Origin of the sequence: Pseudomonas brassicacearum (assembly GCF_918698105.1) — a bacterium.
GTDB lineage: Bacteria > Pseudomonadota > Gammaproteobacteria > Pseudomonadales > Pseudomonadaceae > Aquipseudomonas > Aquipseudomonas brassicacearum_F.
The window spans coordinates 77,471-84,080 of sequence record NZ_CAKKMI010000024.1 but is presented as its reverse complement, the minus strand read 5'-3'; the positions used below and the strand labels follow the sequence as shown (position 1 = coordinate 84,080).

The 6,610-nt window shown below is 60.5% G+C and carries 5 protein-coding genes; 2 read left to right on the top strand and 3 right to left on the bottom strand.

Going from position 1 to position 6,610, the window contains the following annotated elements:
* Positions 1 to 279: 279 nt before the first annotated feature.
* On the top strand, positions 280 to 1,002 hold the full coding sequence (locus LQ215_RS12190; protein ID WP_230150063.1) for a 1-acylglycerol-3-phosphate O-acyltransferase: 723 nt from the start codon (positions 280 to 282) through the stop codon (positions 1,000 to 1,002).
* Between the two features lie 136 nt (positions 1,003 to 1,138).
* Complete coding sequence (locus LQ215_RS12185; RefSeq protein ID WP_230150062.1) at positions 1,139 to 2,110, top strand: magnesium and cobalt transport protein CorA; 972 nt, start codon at positions 1,139 to 1,141, stop codon at positions 2,108 to 2,110.
* A gap of 72 nt (positions 2,111 to 2,182) precedes the next feature.
* Here the strand turns inward: LQ215_RS12185 and LQ215_RS12180 are convergent, their stop codons facing one another.
* From LQ215_RS12180 to LQ215_RS12170, 3 genes are all read right to left on the bottom strand, one after another.
* Positions 2,183 to 2,917 (bottom strand): amidotransferase, encoded by a 735-nt coding sequence (locus LQ215_RS12180; RefSeq protein WP_230150060.1) that lies wholly within the window; start codon positions 2,915 to 2,917, stop codon positions 2,183 to 2,185.
* A gap of 89 nt (positions 2,918 to 3,006) precedes the next feature.
* Positions 3,007 to 5,151, bottom strand: a complete 2,145-nt coding sequence (locus LQ215_RS12175; protein WP_230150058.1) for a 3-hydroxyacyl-CoA dehydrogenase NAD-binding domain-containing protein — start codon at positions 5,149 to 5,151, stop codon at positions 3,007 to 3,009.
* 26 nt (positions 5,152 to 5,177) lie between these two features.
* On the bottom strand, positions 5,178 to 6,383 hold the full coding sequence (locus LQ215_RS12170) for an acetyl-CoA C-acetyltransferase (RefSeq protein ID WP_230150056.1): 1,206 nt from the start codon (positions 6,381 to 6,383) through the stop codon (positions 5,178 to 5,180).
* Between the last annotated feature and the right edge of the window lie 227 nt (positions 6,384 to 6,610).

The following is a 6,610-nucleotide window of genomic DNA, read 5'->3' as shown; positions in this document are numbered from 1 at the left end:
TCAATTGGTAATGGAAAGATCGCAGCCTCGCTCCGCTCGTCAGCTCCTACGGGCCCAGCGAGAGCAAACTCCCTCACCACAGGTGCAGCCCTCCCCTAGAGCCGGGCTTTTTTCCTACGCGCGCCGTTTAAAAGTCCACAACCGCTCTGGGCCGCTTCTGTCACGCCGCGTGGAAACATGCGCTTAAACATCGCCCATCTCCTACCTCTATAGCGGCAATTGCCGAAAACAGTGCACATCCGTACACTGCGCCACCTTTTGTCCCGATGGGGCCTGTAGATGCTGTTTGTATTGCGTATGTTGTTGATGGGCCTGCACTTTGTACTGGCTGGCGTGCTCGGCGTGATTTTGGGCCTGTGCCGGCCATTCAACCCGGACAACAGCCGTTTATGCGCAAGGTTGTATGCATTGCCGGCGATGTGCATTTTGCGTCTGCGGGTCCGGACACAAGTCGACACGCTGGTAAATAAGCCCAACGGCTGCGTCATCATCGCCAACCACCAATCCAACTACGACCTGTTCATGTTCGGCAACGTGGTGCCGCGTCGTACCGTGTGCATCGGCAAGAAGAGCCTGAAATGGGTACCGCTGTTCGGGCAATTGTTCTGGCTGGCGGGCAACGTGTTGATCGACCGCGGCAACGCGATCAAGGCGCGAAAGTCGATGCTGACCACCACCCATACGTTGCAGCACGAGGACACCTCGATCTGGGTTTTCCCGGAGGGCACACGTAATCTGGGAGAGGACTTGCTGCCGTTCAAGAAAGGCGCCTTCCAGATGGCAATAGCCGCCGGGGTGCCGATTGTTCCGGTGTGCGTCAGCAGCTACATCAAGCACATGCGCCTCAATCGCTGGCGCAGCGGTGACATACTCATACGTTCATTGCCGGCGATTCCTACGACCGGGTTGAGCATGGATGACATGCCCCTGCTCATTGCCCAATGCCGTGAACAGATGCGCGAATGCATCGCGACAATGGACCGACAGTTGCAAGCCGCTTGAATGGAAAAACCCGCCCCCATGGCGGGTTTTCTTTTGCCGCCGAACTCCGCAGACTTTGCTGACTCTCAAGCTACAGGGCGCGTTAAGCTGGACGCTGCCTGCCACTGCCATTTCCAATAAGAAGTGAACCACCATTATGGGTAGAGTCGTTGCTGCTGCGGTCTACAGCGCCGGTAAGAAAGTCACCAATATCACCCTCGACGAGGGCAGTGCCTGGGCTGCCAAACCAGGTCATTTTGTATGGATCGGTCTCGAAGAGCCCAGCGCCGTGGAACTGACCAACCTGCAGCGTCAATTCAACCTGCACGAATTGGCAATCGAAGACGCCATGGAAAAACACAGTCGTCCCAAGTTGGAGACCTTTGGCGATGCGCTGTTTATCGTCACATATTCGCCGATACGCAAGGACGGCAAGCTGGAATTCATTGAAACCCATATCTTTGCCGGCAAGGGCTACATCATCACCGCTCGCAACGGCCACTCCGCGTCCTACGCCCACGTTCGGCAGCGCTGTGAGGCGCGTCCGCTTTTGCTGAAACACGGCGAAGATTTCGTCCTCTACGCCATCCTTGATTTCGTGATTGAAAACTACCAGCCAGTGGGCGAGGCCATTCACGCCGAAATCGATGAGCTGGAACGCAACGTCATGTGCAGCTCCCTGAATGAGCGGGATATCCAGAACCTGCACAGCTTGCGCCGCGATGTGCTGCGCCTGCGTCGCTACGCGGCGCCGATGGTGGAGATCAGTGAAGAGTTGCAGCGGCTCGACTTCCCCTTCATCGACAAGAACATGAGCCCGTATTTCCGCGACGTGCAGATTCATGTCACGCGGCAAATGGAAGACCTGGCCACCCTGGCCGACATCGCCAGCCAGACCATTGAAGTCGGCGTGCTGCTCGAAGCGTCGCGCCAGAGCGTGGTGCAGCGCAAGTTCGCGGCTTGGGCGGCGATCCTGGCGTTTCCCACGGCCGTGGCCGGGATCTATGGGATGAACTTCCAGGACATGCCGGAGTTGAGTTGGCAATACGGGTATTTCGCGGTGCTGGGGGTTATTGCGGTGGGCTGCTCGTCGTTGTGGTTGAGCTTCAAGCGATCGGGGTGGTTGTAGGCGAGCGTTTTTCGGTGGGATTGTGTGGGATTCATCGCGAGCAAGCTCCCACACATTCGATCGTGGTGATCTTTAGCCTTGGGTGGCTTCAGCCTGCGGCTTGTGAGCGACGAAACGCATCATCCACTCCGCCACCGTACTGCCGTGGTGCTCGTGGGCCAGGCTCGCCACGCCCTGGCTGTAGATCTGCTCGCCGAGGTGTTGCTGGCGAATCTCCAGCAAGGCCCGGGAATAATCGTGGATGAATTCCGGGTGGCCCTGGAAGCACAGCACCTGGTCGTTGATGTGGTAGGCGGCGAACGGGCAGAAATCGCTGGAGGCGATGACGGTCGCGCTTTCGGGCAATTCAGTGACCTGGTCCTGATGGCTGATCAGCAAGGTCAGTTCTTCCATCACCGGGCTCATCCAAGGCGCCTTGGCGGCAAGTTTGTAGCGATGGGTGCCGACGCCCCAGCCTTGGCTGGCGCGTTCGGTCTTGCCGCCCAGCAACAACGCCAACAGCTGGTGGCCAAAGCACACGCCGAGCAATTTATCGCCGCGCTGGTAGCGCTCCAGCAGGTAGGTCTTGAGGGTTTGAATCCAAGGGTCGGTGCCGAAGGAATCAGCCTTGCTGCCGGTCACCAGATAAGCGTCGAACTGCTCGTCATCGCTGGGGTAATGCCCCTCCATCACGTTGTACACGACGAATTCGGCCGCGATGGGCTGCTGTGAAAACAGGCGCTGGAACATCTGCCCGTAACCCTGATATTGGTCGACCAGTTCCGGACGCAGGATATCGGTTTCCAGAATGCAGATGCGTAGCGACATAAAAAATACCTGACACGTGATGGGAATATTGCACACCCCCAGAGCCTGCCCTGAAACACGGTCCCAAGGCAAGCCCCTTCCCAGGCCAGTCAGAACAGTTCGTGGCGGGCGGCTTTCTTCAACAGCAAGGCCGGTGGCGAAAAACGCTCGCCGTACTGCTCGGCCAGATACTGGGCGCGACCGACAAACTCCTGCAGGCCGTATTGGTTGATGAACTGCAGCGTACCGCCGGTCCAGGCGGCAAAGCCGATGCCAAAGATCGAACCGACGTTGGCGTCGGCCGTCGAAGTCAGCACCCCCTCCTCCACGCAGCGTACGGTTTCCAGGGCCTGGATGAACAGCAGGCGATCACGGATATCCTGCGGCGAAATCTGCCCGTCGGCTTTCTCGAAGCGGCTTCTGAGCGGCGGCCACAGGTACTTTTGCCCATTGGCCGGGTATTCATAGAAACCGGCACCGGCGGCCTTGCCAGCTCGCTTGTATTCGTTGAGCAGCAAGTCAATCACGGCGAACGCCGGATGTTCAATCGGCGTTTTCCCTTCTGCGCGCAGGTCCTTGGCGGTTTGCGCGCGGATATGGCTCATCAGGCTGAGGGAAACTTCGTCAGCGATCGCCAGAGGGCCGACCGGCATCCCGGCCTTGCGTGCTTCGGTCTCGATCATCGGCGCACTCACGCCCTCGCCGAGCATGGCGATACCCTCATTGGTATAGGTGCCGAATACCCGCGACGTAAAGAAGCCGCGACTGTCGTTGACCACAATCGGCGTCTTGTTGATCTGCAGGACAAAATCGAACCCCCGGGCCAAGGTCGCGTCACTGGTGCGTGCGCCCTTGATGATCTCCACCAGGGGCATTTTTTCCACCGGGCTGAAGAAGTGCAGGCCGATGAACTTCGTCGGGTCCGGCACAGCCATGGCCAGGCCAGTGATGGGCAAGGTCGAGGTGTTGGAAGCGATTACCGCATCATCGCCCGCCACGGCCTGGGCGGCGGCCGATACGCTGGCTTTCAGGGCGCGATCTTCAAACACCGCTTCGATGATCAGGTCGCAGCCGGCCAGGTCCGCGTTGCTGTCGGTGGGGTGAATCCGCGCCAGCGTGGCTTCGCGCTGCTCGGCAGTAAGTTGGCCGCGAGCGAGCTTTTTATCCAGCAACGCCGCCGAACGGGCCTTGCCCTTCTCGGCCGCCGCCAGATCGACATCCTTGAGGACCACTGCGATGCCGGCCACGGCGCTGACGTAGGCAATACCCGCCCCCATCATGCCCGCGCCGAGCACACCGACTTTTTTCGTCAGATAAGGCGCAAAACCCTGTGGGCGAGAACCACCGGCCTTGATCTCGTTGAGCTGGAACCAGAAGGTGCCGATCAGGTTCTTCGCCACCTGGCCGGTGGTCAGTTCGGTGAAGTAGCGGGTTTCGATCAGGTGCGCGGTGTCGAAATCAACCTGGGCGCCCTCCACCGCTGCGCAGAGGATTTTCTCCGGCGCCGGCAGGCAACCTTGGGTCTTGTTGCGCAGGATCGAAGGGGCGATGGCCAGCATTGGCGCAACTTTCGGGTCAGACGGCGTGCCGCCCGGCAGTCGATAGCCCTTTGTATCCCAGGGTTGCACGACGCTGGGGTTGGCAAGAATCCAGGCCCGGGACTTGGCCAGCAGTTCGTCCCGATCCTTCGCCAGCTCATCGATCAAACCGGCCTGCAGCGCTTGTTGCGCGTTGACCTTCTTGCCCTCGAGTAGATACGGCAAGGCCTTTTCCAAACCGAGCAGGCGCACCATCCGCACCACCCCGCCACCGCCCGGCAACAGGCCGAGCGTGACTTCCGGCAGGCCGAGCTGCACCGACGGCAAGTCCAGGGCCACGCGATGATGGCAGGCCAGGCAGATTTCCCAACCACCGCCGAGGGCCGCGCCGTTGATAGCCGCCACCACGGGTTTGCCCAGGGTCTCCAAGGCTCGCAGTTGCGCTTTAAGCAGCAGGACCATGTCGTAGAAAGCCTTGGCCTCGGGCTTGCCGACCTTGATCAATTCATTGAGGTCACCGCCGGCGAAGAAAGTGTGCTTGGCCGAGGTGATGATCACACCGGCAATCGAGTCCTTTTCAGCCTGCAAACGGGCGACGCAGGCGGCCATGGCCTCACGGTACACCGCGTTCATGGTGTTGGCGCTCTGGCCCGGCATGTCCAGGGTCAGGACGACGATCCGGTCCTGGCCGGTTTCGTAACGAATGGCATCGGTCATGAAAAAGTGTTCCTTGAAGTCGGGGCTCAGAGGCGTTCAATGACGGTGGCAATGCCCATGCCGCCGCCGACACAGAGGGTCGCCAGGCCATAGCGCAGGCGCCGCACCTCCAATTCGTCGAGCAACGTGCCAAGAATCGCGCACCCCGTAGCGCCCAAGGGATGCCCCATGGCGATGGAGCCACCGTTGACGTTGACCTTGGCCGGGTCGATGGCCATGTCCTTGATGAACTTGAGCACCACCGAGGCGAAGGCTTCGTTGACTTCGAACAGGTCGATGTCCTCCACTCGCAACCCGGCCTTGGCCAGGGCCTTGCGGGTAGCCGGCGCCGGGCCGGTGAGCATGATGGTCGGGTCGGTGCTGGTGACGGCGGTGGCGACGATCCGAGCCCGGGGTTGCAGGCCCATGGCGCGCCCCTTGGCTTCGGAACCGATCAGCATCAGCGCCGCACCGTCGACGATGCCGGAACTGTTGCCCGGCGTGTGTACGTGATGGATTCGTTCGACATGGCTGTAGACCCGCAACGCCGTGCCATCGAAGCCCATCTGGCCCATGGCTTCGAAACTCGGTTTGAGCTTGCCCAGGCCTTCGAGCGTGGAGTCGGCGCGGATAAATTCGTCGTGGTCCAGCAGCACGATGCCATTCTGGTCCCGCACGGCGACCAGGGATTTATTGAACGAGCCGTCGGCCCGGGCGCGCGCCGCTTTTTGCTGGGAGTGCAGCGCATAGCTGTCGACATCCTCGCGGTTGAAGCCTTCCAGGGTGGCGATCAGGTCGGCGCCGATGCCCTGGGGAACGAAATGACCGTGCAGGTTGGATTGCGGGTCCAGCGCCCACGCGCCGCCATCGCTGCCCATGGGCACCCGGGACATGGATTCGACGCCGCCGGCCACCACCAGGTCTTCGAAACCGGAACGCACTTTCATGGCCGCCAGGTTCACCGCTTCCAGGCCTGAGGCGCAAAACCGATTGAGTTGCACACCCGCCACGCTGACATCCCAATTGGCTACCAGCGCCGCGGTCTTGGCGATATCGGCCCCCTGCTCGCCCACCGGGGTCACGCAACCGAGCACGATGTCATCGACCTGGCTGGTGTCCAGATCCATGCGCTGCTGCAAGGCGCTGAGCAGACCACCCATCAGGTTCACCGGCTTGACGCCGTGCAAGGCGCCATCGGCTTTGCCCTTGCCACGGGGCGTGCGTAATGCGTCGAAAATCAAAGCTTGGGTCATGACGTCCTCGAAACCGGGGGTAATGCGATGCCTCCAACCATAAGCCCAGCGGCGCCGGATTCAATGACCACAGCGCTCAATGGCGTTGACGGCCACGCTCAGACGAACGGTAGCGAGCTATCGGGTTAACCGATTCAGGAGGGCAAGCTGTCTAGCAAAAGGGCCGCCAGGAAGGTGGCAATAGGCCTCATACTTTTTTAAGAGCAACCCTCACTAAACTGATATGA

What these genes read in the sequence shown, in the direction of transcription:
- LQ215_RS12175 (WP_230150058.1), bottom strand. Translation starts at nt 5,151, where the DNA reads ATGACCGATGCCATTCGTTACGAAACCGGCCAGGACCGGATCGTCGTC.
- LQ215_RS12185 (WP_230150062.1), top strand. Translation starts at nt 1,139, where the DNA reads ATGGGTAGAGTCGTTGCTGCTGCGGTCTACAGCGCCGGTAAGAAAGTC.
- LQ215_RS12170 (WP_230150056.1), bottom strand. Translation starts at nt 6,383, where the DNA reads ATGACCCAAGCTTTGATTTTCGACGCATTACGCACGCCCCGTGGCAAG.
- LQ215_RS12180 (WP_230150060.1), bottom strand. Translation starts at nt 2,917, where the DNA reads ATGTCGCTACGCATCTGCATTCTGGAAACCGATATCCTGCGTCCGGAA.
- LQ215_RS12190 (WP_230150063.1), top strand. Translation starts at nt 280, where the DNA reads ATGCTGTTTGTATTGCGTATGTTGTTGATGGGCCTGCACTTTGTACTG.